Genomic DNA, 23,832 nt, shown 5'->3' with positions numbered 1-23,832 from the left:
AATAAATAATCCTGTCCATCAGCAAAACGGACAGGATTTATTTTTGCGTGATTTTATGGGCAAACGCCTTGATGGCGGCCAGAGACATATTGAGAGACTTGCCCAGAATAATGACGATCACCGCCAATATGATCATGAATATGCCGACGGCCATATTGACGGTCAGCGGTTCGTGAAACACGACAATACCTACAAAAACAGCAGTTAAAGGTTCGAGTGCTCCGAGAATGGCGGTGACGGTCGATCCGACATTGTGAACAGCCCACACCATTGCAACACACGATACGACGGTTGGAACCAGCGCCAGCATGACGACATCAAACCATGAATCGAAACCCGAGATCATTTCCAGATTCGTTCCGAATTTGAGTTTGATGAAGAAAATGCCGCTTCCGACGAGCAGTGCATAAAAAGTCAGTTTGTCCCCATCCATAGTATTGACGCGTGTTTTATTGACGCCGACGATATAAAGCGCATAAGCCAGTGCCGACAGGAAAACGATGAAAATGCCGAACATACTTAAAGGCATTCCCTTGTCTCCTTTGTAGAGCAGGCCAATACCGACGAATGCGAGCATGATGGAGGTGATCGTCGCCCAGGTAATTTTCTCCTTGAAAAAAATCGCCATGATCAGCGTCACCAGAATCGGATAGAAAAATAGGATGGTCGAGGCAATACCCGATTCCATGTAGAGATAGCTCATGAAAAGAAACAGCGACGACAGCGCGAAAAGACTTCCCAGTCCCATTAGAGGCAGGATATCGGCACGCTCGAGCCTGAATGATTTGCCGGTCAATTTCAGAACGCCCCCCAAAAACAGGGTCGCAAAAAAATAACGATAGAAAAGGATGCTATCGTAGTGCATTCCACGGGACATCAGAGGCAGAGTAAACAAGGGAACCAGCCCGTAAGTCGCGGAAGAAATACAGCCATAAAGGTAACCTTTGACTTTATTCATAGTATTTCTGACTGTATTGCGGAAAAAGACTGTAAAAAAGCCTCATCATACCGAGTTCCTACATGGAAACATCTATTTTTTCATTCTTCGTTCATCAATCTTTATATCGTTTATCAAATATAAAAGTAAATCCGTTTTTCCATTTTATATATGACAAATGAGACGATGTTGGGTTTGGACAATCCATATCAACCGGGCCGTTCGTCTGGTCTGCTTGATTACAGTATAATTTTCACCTTGTTGCTCCCTTTTTGACACAATCGGAATCCGGAAATAATTAAACAGTTTTCATCAATAAAAATGACCTCGACAGAAAAAACCTCTACTGAAGCCCGTCTTCGCGAAATCATGTCCAAACGCATTCTGGTTCTGGACGGTGCAATGGGTACAATGATCCAGCGCTACGGACTGACCGAAGAGGATTATCGGGGCGGCCCGGAAGGCCGGTTTGCGAATTTCGCCCCTCCTGCGTCCGAAAGCGAACGGGAACTGTTCGTCAAGGGCAACAATGAACTGTTGTCACTGACCCAGCCGCATATCATTTCAGCCATTCATGAAGAATACCTGAAAGCTGGTGCCGACGTGATCGAGACGAATACGTTTGGCGCGACATCGATTGCCCAGAGCGATTATCACATGTCACATCTCGTTTATGAGATGAATGTGCAATCGGCGAAAATCGCCCGGGAAATTTGCGACAAGTATTCAACGCCTGATCACCCCCGTTTCGTGGCAGGTTCTATCGGGCCGACTCCCCGAACCGCTTCGATCTCTCCAGACGTGAGCGACCCGGGTGCCCGCAATGTGACTTTCGACCAACTGGTCGAGGCCTATCTGGAACAGATAAGGGGACTGGTTGAAGGAGGCGCCGATCTGCTGCTGGTCGAAACGGTTTTCGATACCTTGAACTGCAAAGCAGCTCTTTTCGCAATCGATACGTTCTTCGAAGAGTCCGGCAAAAAATTGCCCATCATGATTTCCGGTACTGTGACAGACGCGTCCGGACGTATCCTGTCGGGACAGACAGTGACGGCTTTCTGGTATTCCATCCGCCATGCCCGTCCCCTGACGGTCGGGCTGAACTGCGCGCTGGGGGCTGCGCTGATGAGACCTTATGTTGAGGAAATCTCCCGGATTGCCGATACACATATCTGTATTTATCCAAATGCAGGCTTACCCAACCCGATGAGTGAAACAGGCTTTGACGAGCTGCCTGAAGATACGTCGGCCTTCCTGAAGGAATTCGCCGAAAGCGGATTTATCAATGTTGTCGGCGGATGTTGCGGTACGACGCCCGATCATATTCGCGCTATCGCAAAAGCGGTCACACCTTTGCCTCCTAGAAAAGTCCCGACCATTCCACCTGCCATGCGCCTGTCCGGACTGGAACCATTTACTATCGACGACAGTTCATTATTCGTCAATGTCGGCGAACGGACTAACGTAACAGGCTCCAAAGCATTCGCACGGATGATTTTGAACGAGGAATACGACAACGCGCTCGCAGTCGCCCGTCAGCAGGTTGAAAACGGCGCCCAGATCATCGATATCAATATGGATGAGGCGATGCTGGATTCTGTCAGCGCCATGCATCGTTTTTTGAATCTGATTGCGTCCGAACCGGAAATCTCGCGTGTTCCGGTGATGCTGGACTCGTCCAAATGGGAAGTGATCGAAGCCGGGTTGAAATGCCTGCAAGGCAAATCGATCGTCAATTCCATTTCACTGAAAAACGGTGAAGAAGAATTCATTCATCACGCCAAACTGTGCCGCCGTTATGGTGCAGCCATTATCGTGATGGCATTCGATGAAAAGGGGCAGGCCGACACGTACCAGCGTAAAATCGATATCTGCAAACGGGCTTACGACCTGCTGGTCAACCAGATCGGTTTTCCTTCCGAAGACATTATTTTCGATCCGAATATTTTTGCTATTGCGACCGGTATCGAAGAGCATAACAATTATGCAGTCGATTTTATCGAAGCGACCCGCTGGATCAGGGATAACCTGCCGAATGCAAGAATCAGCGGTGGTGTTTCCAACGTCAGTTTCAGTTTACGCGGCAACAATCCTGCCCGTGAAGCCATCCATACCGTTTTCCTCTATCACGCCATTTCAGCCGGAATGACGATGGGTATCGTCAACGCTGGCATGATGGGTGTTTATGACGAAATTCCGGAAGCCTTGCGTGAACGGGTTGAAGACGCCGTCCTGAACCGCCGGGAAGATGCGACTGAACGCCTGATCGACGTGGCCGGAGAATTCCAGTCCGGAGCCAAAAAAGAAGGCGAAAACCTTCAATGGAGGGAGGACTCGGTCAATAAACGCCTGTCTTACGCCTTCGTACATGGCGTAACCGATTTCATCATTGAGGACACGGAAGAAGCGCTGCAGGATACGCTCAAAAATGGCGGCAAACCGATTGAAGTCATCGAAGGCCCTTTGATGGACGGGATGAATGCTGTTGGCGACCTCTTCGGACAGGGCAAAATGTTCCTCCCTCAGGTTGTCAAGTCCGCACGCGTCATGAAACAGGCCGTCGCGCATCTGATCCCTTACATCGAGGAAGAAAAGCGCCAGAGCGGAAGCAGCCAGTCGAACGGAAAGATCGTTATTGCCACGGTCAAGGGCGATGTTCACGATATCGGCAAAAACATCGTCGCTGTCGTTTTGCAGTGTAACAACTTTGAAGTCATCAATCTGGGTGTCATGGTTCCATGTGAGGAAATCCTTGCCAAGGCCAAGGAAGTCAACGCCGATGCCATTGGCCTGTCCGGCCTGATCACGCCGTCTCTGGAAGAGATGATGTACGTTGCCGGGGAAATGCAGCGTGACGAATATTTCCGCTCACGCAACATTCCGCTGTTCATTGGTGGTGCTACCACCAGCAAAACCCATACAGCCGTCAAGATTGCGCCGAATTACGAAGGCCCGGTTGTCCATGTCACCGATGCCTCCCGAACAGTGACTGTCATTCAGGCGCTCCTTTCGGACAGTATCCGCGAGAAATATCTCAAGGTTCTGTCGGACGATTACGAGCATATCCGGGAATTGCATGCCCAGAAAAAACCCCAGAAACTGCTATCTATCGAAGATGCACGCAAGAACAAGGCTCAGTTGTCGTTTGAAGGGAAAGACGCACCGAAACGACCGACCTATCTCGGCCAGCGTTTCCTGAAAAACATCGATCTGGCCACGCTGGTCGATTACATCGACTGGTCGCCGTTTTTCAGGGTATGGGATTTGTCCGGTTCTTATCCGACCATCCTGAACGATGCCGTTCACGGTGAAATGGCCAGAAAGGTTTTTGCAGACGGACAGAAGATGCTGGAGAAGCTGATCAAAGGTAAATGGCTGACGGCAAACGCCACGCTGGCGCTGATGCCGGCCAACTCCGTCAACGATGACGATATTGAAATCTATACCGATGAATCGCGTTCCAAGGTCGCCTTCACTTATTACGGTGTCCGTCAACAAAACGAAAAACCGGTTGTCGACGGCGTTGCACGTCCGAATCAGTGCATGTCCGATTTCATTGCGCCGAAATCTTCAGGAATAAAGGACTACATCGGCATGTTCGGCGTCACGGCCGGTCTGGGAATCGAAAAACATCTTGAGCAATTCGAAACTGAACTGGATGACTATGACGCTATCATGCTCAAGGCGCTTGCCGACCGTCTCGTCGAGGCATTGGCCGAGTACCTGCACGAACTGGTCAGAAAGGATTTGTGGGGATATTCTTCCAATGAAACTTTCACGAATGAACAGCTCATCAAGGAACAATACAGGGGCATCCGGCCTGCTCCGGGTTATCCTTCCTGTCCTGAACACACGGTGAAAGATGATCTCTTCCGGATATTGAGATGTGAGGAAATCGGCATGAAGCTGACGGAGTCATACGCCATGTTGCCGACGGCATCCATTACCGGCTTTTATTTCGCCCATCCTGATGCCCATTACTTCACCATCGGGAAAATCGGGAAAGATCAGGTAAGCGATATGGCTAAAAGAAGGAACGTGTCGGAAGAACAGCTTGCAAAATGGCTGGCTCCGATTCTCTGAATGGACTGACTGATTATCAAGTGAATTGCCATGACACAAGCTATTCAATATTGTATTGAACCTTTCGATCTGAACGGTCATTTGTTCAGGGTATCGATGACGGTAAGCGATCCTGACAAAAACGGCCAACTGTTCAGGTTGCCTGCATGGATACCGGGTAGCTATATGATCCGGGAATTTGCCAAAAATATCGTCCAGATCCGTGCGACCTGCCAGAACAAAACCGTTCAACTGGACAAAATCGACAAACATACATGGCAGGCCGAAGCTTGTGACGGACCGGTTACAGTCAGCTATGAAGTGTATGCCTGGGATTTGTCTGTGCGATCAGCGCATGTGGATCAGACTCATGCTTTTTTCAATGGTTCAAGTGTTTTCCTGGAAGCAGTTGGACTGGAAAACCGGCCACACATCGTCGATATCAAAAAACCGGATTCACCTGATGCGCATACATGGCGGGTTATAACGGCACTTCCGGAACACAAGGCTTCCCGTTATGGTTTCGGAACGTACATGGCGAAGGATTACGATGAATTGATCGATTCGCCTGTCGAAATGGGTAACTTCATTTTGGGCCAGTTCGAGGCTTGCGGCGTGCCCCATGAAATCGCCATTACAGGGAAAGTTCCCAATCTGGATCTAAAACGCATTGAAGACGATCTCAGGAAAATCTGCGAAACCGAAATCACACTTTTTGAGCCTGAAACCCGAAAGGCACCTGTTTCACGATACGTATTTTTTGTCATGGTCGTCAAGAATGGCTACGGGGGTCTTGAACATCGTGCATCTACCGCCCTGCTCTGTTCAAGGTCGTCGTTGCCATCGAAAAACAGGGCGGAAAATCCACAACAGAAAATCGACGAGGATTATCTGCAATTTCTCGGACTGTGCAGTCACGAGTATTTCCACACATGGAATGTCAAACGGATCAAGCCGGCCGTATTCGCCCCTTACGATCTGCGACAGGAAACCTATACACGCCTTTTGTGGATGTTCGAAGGTTTCACGAGTTATTACGATGACTTGACTATTGTCCGGAGCGGCATAACGGATGTAAGCACTTACTTGCACCAGATTGCGCAGACTATCAATAATGTGTCACGTGGACGCGGCCGATTCAAACAGAGCATTGCCGAAGCGAGTTTCGATGCCTGGATCAAGTATTACCGACAGGATGAAAATACACCCAATGCGCTGGTCAGCTATTACACCAAGGGTTCGCTTGTTGCGCTTGCGCTTGATTTGACGATCCGGCTCGGTACCGGCAATAACAAATCGCTTGATGATGTCATGCAGGCATTGTGGCACCGGTATGGCCGCGATTTTTACGATGGTAAAGACAGCGGCATTACCGATACGGAAGCGGAAGCGATTATTGAAGAAATCAGCGGACTGGAATTACAGGAGTTCTTCAGGAAATACATTTACGGAACAGTTGAAATTCCGTTGGCAGAGCTGTTTTCTCCTTTCGGCATTTCCATGAACGATGCCAATATCGATGTAAAACCGGGTCTCGATATTCGCGTCAAGCGTTCCGGAAGCGATTGCGTCGTGACTCACGTATTTGAAGGCGGAGCGGCCCACCGTGCAGGTATCTCGGCTGGCGATGTCCTGCTTGCCATCGATGGTTTGAGGGTCTCTTCGGAAAACCCTGCGGTGAATCTGGAAAAACAGCTTTCACGCTATTCAGTCGGCGAAAAGGTAGAGGCTTTCGTTTTTCGCCGGGATGAGTTGATGAAGTTTGACGTTATTCTTGCCGATGAACACATCCCGAAATTCATTCTGACCTTGTCTAAAGACGAAACGCCTTCAATGAAGGAATCCAGACAACTCTGGCTTCAGAAAACAGAATAACCGGAATTTGCAACACCCCGTTCGCCTGATGGCAAATTCGTCAGGCGAACAGTTTCGCCAGCTCTTCCCCCGGCTCTTTCGCACGCATGAACGCTTCGCCAATCAGAAATGCATTGACACCGGCCTGACGCATTTTCTGAACGTCTTCCTTTTGCAAAATGCCCGATTCCGTGACAACCAGTTTGTCTTTCGGCAAGCCGGGCAACAGGTCGATCGTGTTTTGTATGGATGTCTTGAACGTCCGGAGATCGCGATTGTTGATTCCCAAAAGGCTTGTTTTCAAGGCAAGCGCCCTTTCCAGTTCTTCGGCATTGTGAACCTCGACCAGCACATTCATCCCCAATTCGAACGCGCAGGCTTCGAGTTCCGCCATCTGGCTGTCAGACAAAGCGGCGACGATCAGAAGAATACAATCGGCACCCCATGCTCCGGCTTCATAAACCTGATAGGGATCGATCATGAAATCCTTGCGTAAAACAGGCAGCGAACAGGCCGCTTTCGCTTGACGCAGATAATCGGGAGATCCCTGGAAAAAATCCTTGTCAGTGAGTACTGACAAACACGCCGCGCCATGTTTTTCATAGCTTCTTGCGATTTCATCAGGATAAAAGGCTTCACGAATTACCCCTTTTGATGGCGACGCTTTCTTCACTTCAGCAATGACTCCGGCATGACCTGCTGCGATTTTCCGGCGAAGCGCTCCTTCGAAATTCCGGCGTATCCCTTCCAGGTCAATATCGTTATCGACCCTATTTCGCAAAGCGGAAAACGACTCCCGGCTTTTGGCGGATTCGATTTCAACCTCTTTGACGGAAAGGATTTTTTTCAGTATGTCAGACATGTTGCCGCCCGTTATTTGTCGTTGATCGATTGGGTAAACCCGACGAACTGGTCGAGCTTCATTCTCGCTGCTCCCGATTTGATGGCCGCCTGCGCCTGTGCAAGGCCATCGGCAATCGAAGTGGCATTACCTGCCGCGTACAGAGCCGCTCCTGCATTCAATGCGATGATATCGGTTGCGGGTGTCGCTTTATTGTTCAGTGCATCCAGAACGATTTTTTTCGATTCCTGTGCATTTTCAACCTGAAAATTGCGGCTGGCATACATTCTGAGCCCGAAATCTTCCGGATGAATGTCGTATTCGCGAACCTTGCCGTCGGACAACTCGCCGACCAGCGTACTGGCTCCAAGCGAGACCTCATCAAGATTGTCCCGGCCCCAGACAACCAGCGCTCTCTTGACGCCCATTTTCTGCAAAACACGAACCTGAATGCCGACCAGATCGGGATGGAATACCCCCATCATCATATTGTCGGCATAAGCCGGATTGGTCAAAGGGCCGAGGATATTGAAAATCGTCCTGACGCCAAGCTCTTCACGCACAGCCTTGGCATGTTTCATCGCCGAATGGTGATTAGGCGCATACATGAAGCCGATACCGACATTATCGATAGACTGGGCTATCTGTTCCGGAGACAGGTTGATATTGACGTTTAAGGCTTCCAGCAGATCGGCGCTTCCTGAAGAAGAAGAAACGCTACGGCTGCCATGTTTTGCAACCTTGGCGCCACAGGCTGCTGCAACAAACATGGATGCGGTCGAGATATTGAAGGTATGCGCTCCATCACCGCCGGTTCCGACAATATCGAGCAGGTTTGCCGTATCGTCGACTTTGACCTTGAGGGAAAACTCTCGCATCACTTCGGCTGCGGCAGCGATTTCACCGACGGTTTCTTTCTTTACACGAAAACCGACAGTCAAGGCCGCGATCATGACCGGGGTCATTTCACCGCTCATGATACTGCGGAACAGGGACAACATTTCATCATGAAAAATTTCACGATGTTCAATGCATCTTAGAAGCGCTTCCTGAGGTTTGATACTGGCTGTCATGATTATTCCGCTATAAAGTTTTTGAGCAGGGCATGTCCCTCTTCGGACAAAATGGATTCAGGATGGAATTGCACCCCTTCAATGGCGTATTGTTTGTGGCGCACGCCCATGATTTCGCCATCTTCCGTCCATGCCGTGATTTCGAGGCAATCCGGCAGGCTTTCTCTCTCGATTGCCAGAGAATGGTACCGGGTTATCGTTACCGGATTCGGCAAGCCACGGAAAACGCCTTCATTTTTATGAAATACGGGAGAGGTTTTTCCATGCATGACCTGCCTGGCACGGATGATTTTTCCACCGAACGCCGCACCGATGGACTGATGACCCAGACATACTCCGAAAAGAGGGATTTTTCCGGCGAAATGTGTCAGGACTTCAAGGGAGATGCCGGCTTCATAAGGGGTTTTCGGTCCCGGAGATATGCAGATATGGTCAGGTTTGAGTTTCTCGATTTGATCGAGCGTAATTTCATCGTTCCGGAAAGTCCGGACATCGACCCCCAGTTCACCGAAATACTGAACGAGGTTATATGTAAACGAATCGTAATTATCAATCATCAGTAACATGATCGTCACCTTGCAATTGTGTAAAAAGGAAAAATGATTCGTGCAATAGTGATGGCAAAAAACAATGGCCGTCAAAAATAAAGGATTGCTGCGCGCACGAAAGGCGCAAGAGGATATCAGGCGACAGGCTTACGCCAGCGCAAGGTAAGGAGGATAACTGCTGATTGAACTTTTTTGCACATGGTGCAGATTATTACTTAACTTGTTTAACTTATCAAGTGAACGTGCTTATTTAAAAACAATAACGGATATCGGTCAAGCCTAAACAGGCTCTTCCCGGTCATTTTCATCTTCTGCCGCACCCGGAACCTTGTATTGTTCATCCGCCCATGCACCCAGATCGATTTGCTTGCAACGTTCGGAACAGAATGGACGATAGGCATTCGCCTCTTTCCATTCGACATCTTTACCGCAAACGGGACATTTAACAACTGTAACCATATCAGCACAAAGTCAATTCACACGATACGTCTTCTTCCAGCAGTTTCGGCTTCAGATCGCCATCCTGCTTCGTGAACCGTATCCATAACATGTATTTGTTTGCCGACGCTTCGGGAATCGCGCCACTCTTTTCTTCCACCTTGATACGCAGCATCTGATGGACCTTGCCCTGCAGCATCTGCTGGTAGCTTCCCGATTCTGCAATGACCTTGAATTGTACACCGGAAGCCCTCAACAGTCGCAAGACCAGCCCGACCGCATCCAGTAATGACGCCATCGGAGAAAACCAGTTCTGGATGTCCTTGTAGCGTTCTTCCGTACTCCGGTGCTGCCAGGCATAATAGGACGGCAAGTCGAATTCACAGGCGCCACCTGGAATCATGGTTCTTCCGCGGACACTCATCAGCCATTCGTTTTCACGAATGCTCTGCCCCGTTTTTCCGAGAGTATTGACGAGCGCGGCACTGACCTGATCGATTTCTTTCAATACATCGTCAAGGACTTCTTTTTGAATATTCGGATGTTCCCGGTATCCCGCCAGAATCTGTTTCTGACGTTCGAGCTCCTGAAGCAGATCCGATTTCAAATCGGAACGGGAAGCGACTTCAAGCATTTCGAAGACGAGAGTTAACGCAACATGATGTTGCAAGGCATGATTCTGATGCAGGAAAAAGTTGAATCTTTCATGCAAATCCTCAAGCCGCAACAGGGTGCGGATACGTTCGTTGAAAGGGTATTCGTAAGTTATCAAAATGATTCCTCTTTCAATTCCGATGTTTCATTTAAATAAGATTCTGAACGAAGCATTGAAAAAATACAAACAAAGCGAGCTCACAAACCGGTTTTTTGCGCCATTTCAGTATATTTTGCATGCAAAATAACCACTTCTTTCAAAACTTCTCCAACACTTTTGTCATTTACGATGACATCGTCCGCAATTGCCAGCCGCTGCTGGCGAGTCGCCTGTGCCGCCATGATGGCGGTAACCTGTTCACGGCTCATGTTATTTCGTTTCATGACACGTTCTATCTGTAACTCTTCCGGACAGTCGACTGCCAGAATCCTCGTCCCCATTCCATGCCATATCGGCAACTCGACCAATAGCGGAATGACAAATATGACGTAAGTCCCTGTAGCCGCCTCTGCCTGTTCAATCGATACTTTCCTGATCAGCGGATGCAATATCGCTTCCAGTTTCAGGCGTTCATCCGCCCTGGAAAATACCAGCTCACGCATCAGTGAACGGTTCATCGCCCCGTCCGGTTGTATGAATTCCTCACCAAACTCTTTCCGGATCGGCTCGATTGCCTCTCCGCCCGGGAGTGTCAAATTCCGTGCCACGTCATCCGTATCCACGATAGTAGCGCCCTGCTCTGCAAACAAATTGGCAACCATGGTTTTTCCACTGCCGATTCCGCCGGTCAAACCGATTGAGAAATCCTTATAGCTCATTTTAGGCAAATTCTTCATCAAAAATTTAAGAAAAATCATTCAGGGTCTGCATTAGTATTCTTCCATATAAAAGAATCGGCAGTGTGGCTATCGACAGATAGGGGCCAAATGGAAAAAATTTCTCAAAACGGGTCCGACCGGAGAATATTCCGACCAATCCGATAACGATCGCCAAAAGCGAAGCCATGATAACGATAAAGACCAGGCATATCCAGCCGAACCATGCTCCGAGTGCCGCAATCATCTTGAAATCGCCATAACCCATTCCATCGTTTCCTGTGACAAATCTGAAAACCGCATTGGCCGTACGACAGATCAGATAAGCGGACAAGGCACTTATGACAGCTATGTGAAGCGGGACGAACGCAGCCTTTATATTGACAAGAAGCCCGGCCCACAAAAAAGGATAAGTCAGACAATCCGGAAGATACCCTGTACCCGAATCGATGAATCCGAGCGAAATCAGAAAATAAAGACATAATAATGCCGCCATTCCGTTTAACGTCGCCCCGAAGTGCCACGCAACGATTCCGGAAAAAACCGACGATATCAGAACGAGAAGGCTTGTCTTTACTGTCAGAAATTCAAGATTGCGACCGTTTTTAAAGATGGGGTGGATATATCCTGCCAGTAAAGCGGAAATACCCTTTAACGGAAATTCTCTGGCAAAAAAAGTCTGCCTTGCAGGAGCACAGGAGATTGCACCAATCTCGGTACCTTTTTCTTTTTCATGAATAAAATTGACGATACTCGACACCAGACGATCCAGTAAGCAACCAATGAAAAAACCGGCAACCAGAGCGATAAGGATTAGCAGCATACCGTCAACTCCATTTGAATCGAAACTGCGTGAGATACTCCCGAAAAAAGGCCTGACAGAAGAACAACGGCGAAAAAAACGGCAAAAGTCCTGTTTTGACAACAATAACAAGAAGCCGTCTGTTTCAGCAATCAGATATCACAGGTATCAGCTTAAAATGAAATTGATCTGGGGAATCATGTCTTCAGTCGGATTCTGTTTGAACTGGGTTTTGACAAAACGGTACAAACGGCCGATCAGATAGCTCATCATCAAATTGCTTCTCGAATTGATGTTTTCTTCGCTGAATTGTCCCTGTGTCACCGCAATTTTCATGCTTTGTTTCAACGCCAGTTCGATACGGTCAAAAAACTGGTTCATTCTCAACTGCAGGCGTGCATCTTCATTGATCAGCGCATCACCGATCATGACCCGGGTCATACCGGGATTTTTTTCGGCAAAATTGAGAATCAGCATGGCTACAGACTGGGCCTGTAACAAGCCATTTTCTTCCTTTTCATCGATCTGGTTGATCAGCCCGAATATGCTCGATTCAATGAATTCAATCAGTCCTTCAAACATCTGGGCCTTGCTTGCAAAGTGCCTGTAAAGGGCCGCTTCAGATAGCGAGAGATGCTTTGCAAGTGCTGCAGTCGTTATCTTTTCACTCCGTGGTTGTTCGAGCATTTGCGCCAGCGCCTGCAGGATTTGTAACTTTCTTTCTCCGGTTTTGGTATTTCCCATGATGGATAAAATATATGAAAAGAATTAATGAATTCGGTTTAAACGTCGGGACAGCTGACGAACGGATGAAACTTTCAGATCGACATAAGGCGGTCTGGAAAATGGCTGTTTCCGGTACACGACAGGATAGGCATGATTTGAATGTCGGCTCTCATTCAGGTACCGGGTCACCAGAACGGTTTTTATTCCCAAAGATTTGGCTGTTTTCAAAATATGGATGTTATCTTCAACCAGTATGCAATCACCTGGCTTCACTTTTTTCTTCATCAGGAACTTGCGAAAGAATTTCTTCGATGGCTTGGGTTCCAGTATTCCATGCACTCGCATCGATTCAATTGATATATGCTCATCGAAAACAGATGACAGCCCGAGTATTTCCAGCACGTTTTTCGAATAGCTGTAAGCCGAATTCGTCAATAGGATTTTTTTGCCCGGCAGATTTTTCAACAGTACGGACAAACCTCTTTCTGCATGAATCAGTGAATCCAGATTGTCGAACTGATGCGCACTTTTCAGAAAATCCCTCGCTTTGCTGTTATAAATCCGGCTGATTCCCAGCAATGTCGCACCAAAGCGCTTCCAGAAAGCGATACGTAACTGATCCGCCTGTTCCGGGGTCAGTTTCTTCCCAACAGAGCTGTATTTCTCTGCAATATAGCCATTCATGTTCTGACTGATTCTTGGAAAAATCGCCAGAGATGCATTATGCAGGGTATTGTCCAGATCAAATAACCAAATCATTGATGAATCCGCAGTTCGCTCATAAAAAAGCCCATGCATGCACGGGCTTTTTCACTGTCAGAAACCAGATTTCAGGCCGGTTTCTTCGTTTTCGTATTGTCATATTTCTTCGTAATCCAGTACTGCTGTGCAATCGACAACAGATTGTTGACGACCCAGTACAGAACCAGACCGGACGGGAAGAAGAAGAACGTAATCGAAAAGGCGATCGGCAAAAACATCATCATTTTGGCCTGCATCGGATCAGGCGGTGGCGGGCTCATCTTTTGCTGGATGAACATCGAACCGGCCATGATAATCGGCAAAATGTAATAAGGATCAGGCGCTGCCAGATTCTGAATCCAGCCCAGCCAGGGAGCGTTTCTGATCTCAACGCTGGCGAGAAGTACCCAGTACAGGGAAATGAAGACCGGAATCTGGATCACAACCGGCAGACACCCGCCCAGAGGATTGATTTTTTCGGCCTTGTACAAGCCCATCAATTCCTTGTTCATGCGTTGTTTGTCGTCTTTGTATCTTTCACGGAGTTCCGTGATTCTCGGGGTGAACTGCTTCATTTTCGCCATGCTGCGATAGCTGGCCGCAGACAGCGGGGCGAAAATCAGCTTGATCAGACAGGTCAGGAGAATAATGGTCCAGCCCCAGTTGCCCACTTCATTGTGAATGTGAGTCATCAGCCAGAAAATCGGCTTGGCAATGATCGTCAGCCAGCCATAATCCTTGACCAGTTCAAGACCCGGAGCCGTTTTTTCCAGCAGTTTGGATTCCTGGGGACCGACATACAGTCTCGTGTCATTGGAAGCGCTGGCATTCGGGGCGATCGTACCCAGTGGAATGACCGTACCGATGGCATACAGGTTCTCACCCACTTTTTTCGTATAGTTTTCGCGGGCAACTTTATCCTGCGGAATGAAAGCGGAAACGAAATAATGCTGAACCATACCGACCCAACCATTGTCGGTCTTGATCGCATGATCCATTTTTCCTTCGCCGATATTGTCGAATTTGATCTTCTGGAATTTGTCCTCTTCAGAATAAACCGCCGGCCCCGTAAAGGTACTGATGAATCTCGACTGGCCTTCCGGTCTTTCGCTGTCCCGGAGCAATTGCAGATACAGGGACGCATTGATCGGCTCATGACTCAGATTCGTGACTTTCTGGTCGACATCGATGACATAACTGCCGCGTTTGAAAGTATATGTCTTGGTCAGGCGAACGCCATCCTGTTCGGCATCCATAACGAGTTTGACTTCATCGCTATTCTCACCAAGCGTTCTTTCACCGGGACGGATATGGAAACGGGTCGCATGATTCGGATACAAACCACCGGTCAGGCCGGTTTGTGCCAGATATATTCTTGGGGGCGCCGATTCAAAAAGAACCATATCCTTGGTGGAATCGACATTATCCGGATACTTGAGCAATTCCAGATTCTGGAAAACGCCACCGTCCGGATTGATCTGGACCTTGAAAACGTCGGTCGTTATCGATACCAGTTCGACAGGCTGTTTTTTGGGTTCTTCTTTTTTGGCAACTGCATTTGATGCATCTGCGGCAGGATTTTCTTCTGCAGTAACAGAAGCAGTCTGGACAGGTACTTCAGGCAGTCCGGTCTGGGTTTCGGATTTTTTCGCTTTTTCCTGTGTAAAAATAAGGGACTTGCCGCCTCTGTACACCTGCCAGTTATCCCAAAGGAAAAAAAGCGAAACCGCCAGAATCAGCAACAACGTAGTACGTTTTTTGGCTTCCATAATCTACTTTTCAAATATCTTTGTCATCATTTTTCAATGATGAACTACAGGCACAACCGGATTTTCTCGCGGGGACGGGATCGACTCCTCCCGGATGCAAGGGATGACATTTGCACAGCCGTATAAAAGTGAGATAACACCCTTTCAAACAGCCATGAACCGAAATGGCTTCGATTGCATATTGAGAACAACTCGGGTAAAAACGACAATTTTGCCCTATGAATGGGCTAATGCACAACTGATATCCCCGAATTAAAACGATAAGCAACCATTTTAATGGTGATTGCATCATTGCCTGCTTTTCTGGTTCATTCCCGAAGAGGCGATCAACTGGTCCAGTTCCGCCCTGAGAATGCGTTTTACCTGCCGGTTTGTGGCAGGATCTTTCCGTGTATTAACTGGTGACGTCAAACGGATAATACAATCCATTGCAGGAATTTGTATACAGCGGAATGTTTCGCGACACAGCCGTTTGATTGTATTTCGCGTTACGGCCCGATGTGCGAACCGCTTGGCAACGACAATTCCGAGTCGTGCACTTTCCAGCTGGTTGGGGCGTGCGTACATAACAAAATGTTTCGTCCGCGCACGGGGACGCATACGAAAAACGGATGAAAAATCATCCGTTTTAACGATACGCCGATCGGAAGAAAAATTTCTGTTCACACAACCAGCTGAACATCGTCTGGTTATACAGCCAAACGTTTACGGCCTTTGGCACGACGTGCATTTAAAACTGCACGGCCGCCTTTGGTCGCCATACGGGCACGGAAGCCGTGGGTGCGTTTGCGACGCACAACTGAAGGTTGATAAGTACGTTTCATGATGGTCTCGCTAATCAGCAAAAAAAATTCAAAATCCGATGCCAGTTGCCCCGTTAAAATACCGGCTGATCGGTCATATTAACCATGGCAAGGCATCAATTATGCGCAAGGAACCAATGATTAGACCGTAATTTTCACCATCCTGTCAATATGAATCTGTATTTCATGACAGAAATAGGTGAAAAAACAGACGGCGCCTGTGGATAACTTGCCTAATTCAAGGTAAAATAGCAACTTATTGGAAAAGTGTTTATTGAATATTTTGACTTTCCCCGGACAGTGCATCCACGCCTTTTTGTCCGGAATACTGGCAATGACCAGCCGCGTCAAGTCAACCGGTAACTGATGTTTAGTCGATTGGAATTATGGAAAAATTTTGGCAGAGCTGCTTGTCCCAACTGGAATCGGAACTGACTCCGCAGCAGTATAGCGCCTGGATCAAGCCTCTGGTGCCGCTCGATTACAAGGACGGCATTTTACGTGTTGCCGCTCCCAATCGCTTCAAGCTGGATTGGGTAAAAACACAATATGCCGATCGTATTACCTCCCTGGCCTGCCAGTTTCTGGAATCGACGGTTGATGTGCAGTTCATGTTGAATCCGGGAACACGTTCGGCGTCTCCTTCAAAACCGGCTCCGTCACAACCGAAGCCTGAACCGGTTATGCCTTCGGAAACAGCTGAAACCAGTCAAAGAAGTCACGTTTCCGATACCCCTACACGCGAACAGAGCCGGATCAATGTTGAAATGACTTTCGACAGTTTCGTCACCGGCAAAGCAAACCAGCTTGCCCGTGCGGCAGCCATTCAGGTTGCCAACAATCCGGGCGTATCATATAACCCGCTTTATTTGTTCGGTGGTGTCGGCCTTGGCAAAACCCATTTGATTCATGCCATCGGCAATCAGGTTCTTGCCGACACACCTTCGGCCAAAATCCGTTATATCCACGCCGAACAGTACGTCAGGGATGTCGTCACCGCCTATCAGCGCAAGGGGTTCGACGACTTCAAGCGTTACTACCATTCACTGGACATGCTTCTGATCGACGATATCCAGTTCTTTTCCGGCAAGAGCCGTACACAAGAAGAATTTTTCTATGCCTTTGAAGCGCTGATTGCAGCACGAAAACAGATCATTATCACCAGCGACACCTATCCGAAAGAAATATCGGGGATGGATGACCGGCTGACTTCCCGTTTCGATTCCGGCCTGACGGTTGCCATCGAACCGCCCGAACTGGAAATGCGTGTGGCCATTCTGATCAAAAAGGCCTGCCAGGAAGGAATCCAGCTTTCCGACGACGTCGCTTTTTTCGTGGCAAAACACCTGCGTTCAAACGTTCGTGAACTTGAAGGCGCTCTCAGAAAGATACTGGCTTTCTCCCGTTTCCACGGCAGGGATATCACTATCGAGCTGACAAAGGAAGCTTTAAAGGATTTGCTGAACGTACAAAACCGCCAGATTTCGGTTGAAAATATCCAGAAGACGGTTGCCGACTTCTTTCGTATCAAGGTTGCCGATATGTATTCGAAACGACGTCCGGCCAATATTGCAAGGCCGCGTCAGATCGCCATGTATTTGACAAAAGAATTGACTCAAAAAAGCCTGCCCGAGATCGGGGAATTGTTTGGTGGACGTGACCATACGACTGTTTTGCACGCTGTTCGCAAAATTGCACAGGACAGGTTGAAAAATCCTGAATGCAATCATGAGCTTCATGTGCTGGAACAAACTCTGAAAGGTTGACAGCATTACAATTGGAAGATCTTGGGATAAAGAACAATTAAATTTTCAAGGATAAGAACATGCAACTGGTAAAAACCGGCAGAGACAATCTTCTTCGCCCACTGCAGATCGTTAGCGGTATCGTGGAACGCAGACATACCTTGCCGATTCTGGCCAACATTTTGATCAGGAAAGAAGGTGAAGCGGTTTCTTTCCTGTCGACAGACACGGAAATCCAGATCGTCACGCATGCCGAAATCGGTACGAATGAAGAAAATACGACGACAACGGTCGCCGCACGCAAGCTTCTCGACATTCTTCGCGCATTGCCGGATACGTCCGATATCGCCATTTCCCAAAATGACAAGCGACTCGTTGTTCAGGCTGGCAAATCCCGTTTTTCCCTTCAGACCTTGCCTGCCGACGATTTTCCGATCGTCTCGCAACCGGCTGAATATGAAACGTCTGTCACAGTCTCTCAAAAGGCACTGAAGAACCTTCTGGGGATGGTTTACTTTTCAATGGCGCAGCAGGACATCCGTTATTATCTGAACGGCCTGCTTTTGCAGGTTGACGGTAATAAAATGACGGCTGTCGCGACCGACGGTCACCGTCTGGCCTTCTGCCAGATGGAAACCGATCAGGAATTTTCCAAAAACGACGTCATCATCCCGCGTAAAACCATTCTTGAATTGCAAAGATTGCTTGAAGACAGCGACGAACCGGTCCGTATCGATTTTTCCGGCGGTCAGGTCAGATTCGTTTTCGGTGACGTCGAACTCATTTCGAAACTGGTGGAAGGCAAGTTCCCTGATTACACCCGTGTTATTCCAAAAGGCTACAAAAACAAATTCACACTTTCGCGTGAACAGTTGCAAAGAGCCCTGCAGCGTGCCGCCATCATGACAAGTGACAAATTCAAGGGTATCCGTTGCATACTGGCCCCCGGCAGTCTGAAAATCAGTTCTACCAATGCCGATCAGGAAGAAGCCATCGAGGAAATCGAACTCGACTATGGCGGTGACAGTATCGATATCGGATTCAACGTCACCTATCTTTTGGATGTTCTGGGAAATCTGAAAAATGAACAGGTCAGCGTAGAACTGGGTGACGCCAATTCTTCCGCACTGGTCTCCGTTCCCGACAATTCGGATTTCAAATATGTTGTTATGCCGATGCGTATTTAATCGTGCAACAGACCCGTTATTGATGATTTGAAGATCAATGCATTGAGTCATGTCGTAGTGCCCTACCCGGCATTACGACAATCGGCGTTTTAAGGAAAACAGTTCCATGTCGCAAAATTCACAAAACGATGTTCAGCAGAACGAAGAAAACTATGGCGTTTCCTCCATTCAGATTCTGGAAGGCCTGGAAGCTGTTCGAAAACGGCCCGGGATGTATATCGGCGATACGTCGGATGGTACCGGTCTGCATCATCTGGTTTTTGAAGTGCTGGATAACTCGATCGATGAAGCCCTTGCCGGTTTCTGTACAGAGATCCACGTCACGCTGCACGCGGATAATTCCGTATCCGTGGTCGATAACGGCCGTGGCGTTCCGACCGGTATCAAATTTGACGATAAAAACACACCCAGACGCAGCGCTGCCGAAATCGTCATGACTGAACTCCATGCCGGAGGCAAATTCGACCAGAACTCGTACAAGGTTTCCGGTGGGCTGCATGGCGTCGGCGTTTCCTGCGTCAATGGCCTGTCCACCCTGTTGAAGCTGACCATCTGGCGCGACGGCAAAGAGCATTACATGGAATTTGCACAGGGACTCCCGCAAAACAATTCCGTCGAGATGATCAATGGCGTCGAATGCTCGCCAATCAAGATTGTCGGGGTATCCGACAAACAGGGCACACGCGTCCAGTTCTGGCCTGACCCGACGATTTTCACGACAATCGAGTTCCAGTATGAAGTTCTCGCCCGAAGAATCCGTGAATTGTCGTTTTTGAACAATGGCGTCCGTATTCGCCTGACCGACCAGCGTACCGGCAAGGAAGAAATTTTTGCCTACGAAGGCGGCACGCGCGGATTCGTCGAATATATCAATCGCGGCAAAAGCGTCTTGCACCCTACGATTTTTCAGGCAACCGGCGAACGGATGTCCGAGTTGGGAACACCGATTTACGTCGATATTTCGATGCAATGGAACGATTCGTACAACGAACAGGTGCTTTGTTTCACGAACAATATTCCGCAGCGTGATGGCGGTACCCATCTGACCGGCCTGCGTGCCGCGATGACACGCGTTATCAACCGCTACATCGAGGAAAACGAGCTGGCCAAAAAAGCCAAGGTTGACGTTACCGGCGACGATATGCGTGAGGGACTCACCTGTGTGCTTTCGGTAAAAGTCCCGGAACCGAAATTCAGCTCCCAAACGAAAGACAAGCTGGTCTCTTCCGAAGTCCGTGGCCCTGTCGAGGAAATCATCACGAAAACCCTGACCGACTTCCTGCAGGAAAAGCCGAACGACGCAAAAATCATTTGCTCGAAAATCGTCGAGGCCGCCCGTGCCCGTGAAGCGGCACGCAAGGCACGTGAACTGACACGCAGGAAAGGTGTTCTGGATGGACTTGGCCTTTCCGCAAAACTGGCCGACTGTCAGGAAAAAGATCCTTCCATGTGTGAACTGTATCTCGTCGAAGGGGATTCGGCGGGCGGTTCGGCAAAACAGGGAAGAGACCGCAAATTCCAGGCGATCCTGCCTTTGCGCGGCAAGGTGTTGAACGTCGAAAAATCCCGATACGAGAAAATGCTTTCTTCCGAGCAGATCACGACCCTGATTGCGACACTGGGTACCAGTATCGGCCCGGATGAGTTCAATATCGACAAGCTCCGTTATCATCGCATCATTATCATGACCGATGCCGATGTGGACGGAGCCCACATCCGTACATTGCTCTTGACCCTGTTCTACCGCCAGATGCCGCAGCTGGTCGAAAGAGGCTACGTATACATTGCCCAGCCTCCTTTATACAAAATCAAGAACGGCAAGGACGAGCGTTATCTGAAAGACGATCTGGAAGAAGCCAATCACATGATGTCGATAGCCCTTCAGGGCGCTTCATTGACGCCACGTGAAGGTGCAGAACCGATTGCCGGTGAACAGTTGAAGGAAATGGCTGACCAGCACACCATCGCCTATAACATCATCCAGCGTATTTCAAGAATGATCGACATGGATGTATTGTCCGCCATTATGAACGGTGCGAAGCTGAACCTGAATTCAATGGAAGAAGCCGAACAATCGGCCCGGTCGCTGGCGAAAATCATTAACGATCCAACTGTTGAAGTCAACGTCGAGAATAATGAAAACGGTGATATTGCTCTCTCCGTCATCAAAACTCATTATGGCAATGCCCACGTCACCAGACTCGACAAGGATTTCGTATATGGCAATGATTACCGGACTCTGGAAAAAACGGCCACAGCATTTTTGAACCTGATCGGACCCGGTGCCATGATCACTCGTGGTGAAGGTGACCGCATGCGCCAGCTGGCTGTGAAAAACTTCCATCAGGCAATGCAATGGCTGCGTTCCGAAGCTGAAAGAGGCATTTCCAAGCAACGTTATAAAGGTCTGGGTGAAATGAATCCGGATCAGTTGTGGGAAACGACGATGGACCCGACCATGCGTCGTCTTTTGAAAGTCAAAATCGAAGACGCCATCACCGCGGACCAGATTTTCACGACGCTGATGGGCGACAATGTCGAGCCACGCCGGGCGTTTATTGAAAATCATGCACTTCTGGCCGGCAATATCGACGTCTGATTTTCTTCCCGCCTTTATTCAAAGCTGTTTCACGAAAACGTGAAACAGCTTTTTTCATACGTTCACTGCTTTTCATTCACCCTTGAATTTCCTTTCGGCTTTTCCCCTCTTGAAAAAACCCGAGCTGAACGTCATTTGACTTCACTCATGGCCGATATATGAATTTAACGTAACGTGACATCAAAGACACTTCGAATCACTGCCACGTTTTTTCATGTCAGCGCCATGAATACGAATGAAATCAGGGAAGAAGCGCTTCTTCCGGAAAAAGAAGACTGGAAATCCCGCAATCATATCCGGTCTTTCATACAGCTCGGGATAACGATACTGGGGGTATTCCTCTGCTATCTGATGACGGTTCCATTCCTGTCTTCACTGGCATGGGCCCTCGCGCTGGCGGTTTTATTCATGCCTATTCACAGGCGTATTTTAAAAAAACTGAAGAAGAAGAATATTGCGGCCATGCTCACATCCGCGCTGGCGATAATCATTGTGGTCATTCCGGTCATGTGGATGGTCATTCGTGTCGTTCTGGAAGTCGACAGGGGCGCAACATTAATCATGGACAGGGTCAGTTCGGGAGAATGGCAAGACAATCTGGAAAGCATGCCTTTTGTCGGAAGAGCTGTATACTGGCTTGAAAATCACCTGAATATCCATCAGGCCGTCAATAATCTTACGTCATGGCTGACCGCTCAGGTGACTTTGTTTTTACGATCGTCTTTCATACAGATTATTGTCATTGTCCTGACGTTTTATCTTCTTTTTTATTTTCTCAGGGATCGTAATGAAATCCTGCGGACGGTGAGACGATTTTCGCCGCTTTGCGGCCGGGAAACGAACGGTCTTTTCAAGGTCGTCAACGACACCATTCGAGCGACTGTTTTCGGTACTCTGGCTGTTTCGGCAGTAAAAGGTTTTCTATCCGGTTTCATGTTCTGGGTTCTAGGACTTCCCGCACCCCTGTTGTGGGGATCGATTATGGGAATTCTGTCGATCATTCCACTTTTGGGTTCCTATATTATCTGGATACCGGCCGCGGTCTATCTGGCTCTGGATGGATATTGGGCCCAGGCTTTAGTTCTGGTTATCTGGGGGATTGTGGTGGGAGGAGTGGTAAACAATGTCCTTTATCCCATTCTGGTCAGCAAAAAACTCAAATTACATACGATTGTTGCGTTCATCGCGCTGGCAGGCGGCATTCTTGTCTATGGCGCCTCCGGGGTCATTCTGGGCCCCATTACGCTAACGGCCAGTGCCTTTCTGCTTCATCTGTGGCGGCTCAAGGCCACCGGATACAAAAGGGATATTACTTTGCCAACCGCTTTCGATGATTCGGCGGAATCTTTGTAGCAATGAACTTTTCCATATGTCTCAATTAAAAAGGAGGGTGAAATGAGAGTCGACATTTTCAAACGTGAAGAAGCTAACGGAATTTATTCCTATCTTTTGATTCCTGCGGGAAAAAACATCCCCGGAGAAGCGACAAATACGGACTGGGAACTGGATGCGAAAGAAGTGGACATTAACGTCGATGAGGAAAGTCTTGACGATTTCTCCATCGTTTATCCGGCCATACAAATCAGGGACAAGGGCTATGCCATCAGTAACTTGTCGAGCCTGTCGAATTGATTGATTTTTTATATACCAAACCCGGAAAATTTTTCTTTGAAGAACATTTTTTTGAAGTGCATCAAACTGATTACCTTCAGCCTGGTTTTCAATGAACCCCTGAATGATTCAAAGACATTTCATCGATGTCTGCAAAACAGTAAAGGAACACCAGTATGAATACAAGTTGGGTTATCGTGACAGACAGTACACGAGCACGCATTTTTGAAAAAAAAGGGGCTAACGAACCTTTGATGGAGTTCGAGGATCTGGTCGATCCGGCCGCTTTTGAAAATAAAAACGAACTGGAACATCACACCCGCGGTCGTTATCATGACGTCGGAACAGGACACAGCCATACCGACGACCCTTCTGTGAGTCCACTGGCACACCAGAACGATCTTTTCGCAAAATCGATCGCACTTTATCTGGACAAGGGAAGAAAGGATTCAAAATTTCACCGTCTATACCTGATTTCTTCGCCTCATTTCCTTGGAACGCTCCGCAACAAACTGGGCAAGGAAGTCAACCGTCTGATTGAAAACGAATGGTCAGAAGAAATTTCGGACTATTCAGCTGCCGAAATTGAACAATTTCTCAGGGACAAAACTGTCTGGCACTGATTT

General features: G+C 48.3%; 22 protein-coding genes. 8 read left to right on the top strand and 14 right to left on the bottom strand.

The features are described from left to right. Window positions 1-37: 37 nt before the first annotated feature. Window positions 38-958 carry a DMT family transporter gene (locus BRW83_RS01545; protein WP_005882190.1) on the bottom strand — a complete coding sequence of 307 codons (921 nt, stop codon included), beginning with the start codon at window positions 956-958 and terminating at the stop codon, window positions 38-40. A 300-nt stretch (window positions 959-1,258) separates the two neighbouring features. On the opposite strand from BRW83_RS01545, the gene metH reads away from it, so the two are divergent. Continuing rightward, entirely contained in the window at window positions 1,259-5,020 is a 3,762-nt protein-coding gene (metH, locus tag BRW83_RS01540; RefSeq protein ID WP_005882192.1) for a methionine synthase, read from the top strand. A 30-nt stretch (window positions 5,021-5,050) separates the two neighbouring features. Then, the gene (locus tag BRW83_RS01535; protein WP_005882194.1) at window positions 5,051-6,874 is read left to right on the top strand and encodes a M61 family metallopeptidase; all 1,824 of its coding nucleotides are present in this window, start codon (window positions 5,051-5,053) and stop codon (window positions 6,872-6,874) included. A gap of 40 nt (window positions 6,875-6,914) precedes the next feature. Here BRW83_RS01535 and trpC read toward each other — a convergent pair whose 3' ends face one another. The 13 genes from trpC to rpmH all read right to left on the bottom strand — a co-directional run bounded on the left by trpC (window position 6,915) and on the right by rpmH (window position 16,085). Next, window positions 6,915-7,715: an indole-3-glycerol phosphate synthase TrpC gene (trpC, locus tag BRW83_RS01530; RefSeq protein WP_005882196.1), complete on the bottom strand. Its 801-nt coding sequence runs from the start codon at window positions 7,713-7,715 to the stop codon at window positions 6,915-6,917. A gap of 11 nt (window positions 7,716-7,726) precedes the next feature. Further along, window positions 7,727-8,767, bottom strand: coding sequence for an anthranilate phosphoribosyltransferase (gene trpD, locus BRW83_RS01525; RefSeq protein WP_005882198.1), 1,041 nt, complete (start codon window positions 8,765-8,767; stop codon window positions 7,727-7,729). Between the two features lie 2 nt (window positions 8,768-8,769). Further along, window positions 8,770-9,333 (bottom strand): anthranilate synthase component II, encoded by a 564-nt coding sequence (locus tag BRW83_RS01520; protein ID WP_005882199.1) that lies wholly within the window; start codon window positions 9,331-9,333, stop codon window positions 8,770-8,772. A 261-nt stretch (window positions 9,334-9,594) separates the two neighbouring features. Next, entirely contained in the window at window positions 9,595-9,774 is a 180-nt protein-coding gene (gene yacG, locus BRW83_RS01515; RefSeq protein ID WP_005882200.1) for a DNA gyrase inhibitor YacG, read from the bottom strand. A gap of 1 nt (window position 9,775) precedes the next feature. After that, window positions 9,776-10,525: a cell division protein ZapD gene (gene zapD, locus BRW83_RS01510; protein WP_005882203.1), complete on the bottom strand. Its 750-nt coding sequence runs from the start codon at window positions 10,523-10,525 to the stop codon at window positions 9,776-9,778. An 80-nt stretch (window positions 10,526-10,605) separates the two neighbouring features. Next, the gene (coaE, locus tag BRW83_RS01505) at window positions 10,606-11,226 is read right to left on the bottom strand and encodes a dephospho-CoA kinase (protein ID WP_086131818.1); all 621 of its coding nucleotides are present in this window, start codon (window positions 11,224-11,226) and stop codon (window positions 10,606-10,608) included. 25 nt (window positions 11,227-11,251) lie between these two features. Continuing rightward, entirely contained in the window at window positions 11,252-12,046 is a 795-nt protein-coding gene (locus tag BRW83_RS01500) for a prepilin peptidase (RefSeq protein WP_050757750.1), read from the bottom strand. A gap of 147 nt (window positions 12,047-12,193) precedes the next feature. Next, window positions 12,194-12,769 carry a nucleoid occlusion factor SlmA gene (slmA, locus tag BRW83_RS01495; RefSeq protein ID WP_005882209.1) on the bottom strand — a complete coding sequence of 192 codons (576 nt, stop codon included), beginning with the start codon at window positions 12,767-12,769 and terminating at the stop codon, window positions 12,194-12,196. Window positions 12,770-12,793: 24 nt separating this feature from the next. Continuing rightward, on the bottom strand, window positions 12,794-13,510 hold the full coding sequence (locus tag BRW83_RS01490; protein ID WP_036603276.1) for a pyrimidine 5'-nucleotidase: 717 nt from the start codon (window positions 13,508-13,510) through the stop codon (window positions 12,794-12,796). Window positions 13,511-13,581: 71 nt separating this feature from the next. After that, window positions 13,582-15,261 (bottom strand): membrane protein insertase YidC, encoded by a 1,680-nt coding sequence (gene yidC, locus BRW83_RS01485; protein ID WP_005882213.1) that lies wholly within the window; start codon window positions 15,259-15,261, stop codon window positions 13,582-13,584. A 10-nt stretch (window positions 15,262-15,271) separates the two neighbouring features. Then, complete coding sequence (gene yidD / locus BRW83_RS01480) at window positions 15,272-15,550, bottom strand: membrane protein insertion efficiency factor YidD (protein ID WP_005882215.1); 279 nt, start codon at window positions 15,548-15,550, stop codon at window positions 15,272-15,274. Next, window positions 15,550-15,927, bottom strand: coding sequence for a ribonuclease P protein component (gene rnpA / locus BRW83_RS01475; RefSeq protein WP_005882217.1), 378 nt, complete (start codon window positions 15,925-15,927; stop codon window positions 15,550-15,552). The genes yidD and rnpA overlap by 1 nt, the downstream gene beginning before the upstream one ends. Before the next feature lie 23 nt (window positions 15,928-15,950). Continuing rightward, window positions 15,951-16,085 carry a 50S ribosomal protein L34 gene (gene rpmH / locus BRW83_RS01470; protein ID WP_036603280.1) on the bottom strand — a complete coding sequence of 45 codons (135 nt, stop codon included), beginning with the start codon at window positions 16,083-16,085 and terminating at the stop codon, window positions 15,951-15,953. 365 nt (window positions 16,086-16,450) lie between these two features. Between rpmH and dnaA the strand changes: the two genes are divergently transcribed. From dnaA to BRW83_RS01435, 6 genes are all read left to right on the top strand, one after another. Then, complete coding sequence (dnaA, locus tag BRW83_RS01460) at window positions 16,451-17,830, top strand: chromosomal replication initiator protein DnaA (RefSeq protein ID WP_005882221.1); 1,380 nt, start codon at window positions 16,451-16,453, stop codon at window positions 17,828-17,830. Between the two features lie 59 nt (window positions 17,831-17,889). Beyond that, window positions 17,890-18,996 carry a DNA polymerase III subunit beta gene (gene dnaN, locus BRW83_RS01455; RefSeq protein ID WP_005882222.1) on the top strand — a complete coding sequence of 369 codons (1,107 nt, stop codon included), beginning with the start codon at window positions 17,890-17,892 and terminating at the stop codon, window positions 18,994-18,996. A gap of 106 nt (window positions 18,997-19,102) precedes the next feature. Further along, on the top strand, window positions 19,103-21,595 hold the full coding sequence (gene gyrB, locus BRW83_RS01450) for a DNA topoisomerase (ATP-hydrolyzing) subunit B (protein ID WP_005882225.1): 2,493 nt from the start codon (window positions 19,103-19,105) through the stop codon (window positions 21,593-21,595). Between the two features lie 225 nt (window positions 21,596-21,820). Then, window positions 21,821-22,948 carry an AI-2E family transporter gene (locus BRW83_RS01445; protein ID WP_005882227.1) on the top strand — a complete coding sequence of 376 codons (1,128 nt, stop codon included), beginning with the start codon at window positions 21,821-21,823 and terminating at the stop codon, window positions 22,946-22,948. 42 nt (window positions 22,949-22,990) lie between these two features. Beyond that, window positions 22,991-23,227: a DUF6139 family protein gene (locus BRW83_RS01440; RefSeq protein WP_005882228.1), complete on the top strand. Its 237-nt coding sequence runs from the start codon at window positions 22,991-22,993 to the stop codon at window positions 23,225-23,227. Between the two features lie 155 nt (window positions 23,228-23,382). Continuing rightward, window positions 23,383-23,829 carry a host attachment protein gene (locus tag BRW83_RS01435; RefSeq protein WP_005882229.1) on the top strand — a complete coding sequence of 149 codons (447 nt, stop codon included), beginning with the start codon at window positions 23,383-23,385 and terminating at the stop codon, window positions 23,827-23,829. The last annotated feature ends 3 nt before the right edge of the window (window positions 23,830-23,832 follow it).

The sequence above is a fragment of the Oxalobacter formigenes genome, assembly GCF_002127965.1.
Classification (GTDB): Bacteria; Pseudomonadota; Gammaproteobacteria; order Burkholderiales; family Burkholderiaceae_D; genus Oxalobacter; species Oxalobacter formigenes.
Note: the sequence above shows the minus strand (reverse complement) of the source record. Positions and strands in the feature narration are given on the sequence as shown.